Below are 895 nucleotides of genomic sequence, written 5' to 3' on the forward strand. Positions count from 1 at the left end.
TCTAGATAGGCATCCAGATGCTCCGGCTGAACCGAGCCGTGATGCGTGCCAAGAATCCAGCGTTTGACCAGTGAAGCAACCCGATGGACGCCAGCCATCGAAACATGAGCTGGCGCCTCGGCACCCAGCATCACATTGCGCTGGTGGTCGTAGCCCAGCTTGCTCAATGTCCGATAGGCTGCTGACCCGTCAGTTCTGACCTGGGAGCCAGGCTCAACCGATGCCTGTACGAACGGGATGGCGCATTCAGCGCCATCGTTGTGGATGCGCTGCAAGCGTATCCGGCCGAAGCCCTTGGGCTGAAGCATTTCGACCGCAAGGATGACCAGCACCTTGCTCGTGCGGTTCTTGCGGTTGACGGCGGAGATAGGGGCTTCCCGGTCCGTGATGGCCAGGTAGGTCTCGTCAACCTCAACACGCCCCTTCAAGCGTTCGCGGTCCGGCCGCACCATGGCGCGGCGGAACCGGTGCAGCATCGTCCAAGCGGTCTGATAGCTCCCCAGGCCCAGCACCCGTTGCAAACCAAGGGCGCTGACGCCTTGCTTCTGATTGGTTAGATACCAAGCGCCGGCCAGCCACACCCGCAGTGGCGTGCGGGTCTTGTCGAATATCGTGCCAGCGGTCACCGTCGTTTGGTGGCCGCAACTGCGGCACATCAGGCGGGTGCGGCTCGACCGATAAGGCTCGGCTGCGACGCCGCAATCAGGGCAAATGAATCCCTGCGGCCACCGCAATGCCTCTAGGTAGGACAGGCAGGCCTCTTCCGTCCCGAACCGGTCCAGAAACTCGTTCCAGTTGCGGGGGTAGTCCTTGCCCGGTTCTGGGGGTAATATCCGCTCTACCTGTATATCCATCCAGTAATTCTGGCATAGCTGGAGCTAAGTGGATACCCCTT

1 protein-coding gene is annotated in these 895 nt (G+C 61.1%); it reads right to left on the reverse strand.

All coding sequences use genetic code 11. The annotated features are described in order from the left end of the window. The coding region (locus R2N11_RS26355) for an IS1595 family transposase (protein WP_316682964.1) at window positions 1-854 on the reverse strand (854 nt) is incomplete at its 3' end. Window positions 855-895 lie beyond the last annotated feature (41 nt).

Source organism: Ralstonia flaminis, assembly GCF_958415495.1.
GTDB lineage: Bacteria > Pseudomonadota > Gammaproteobacteria > Burkholderiales > Burkholderiaceae > Ralstonia > Ralstonia flaminis.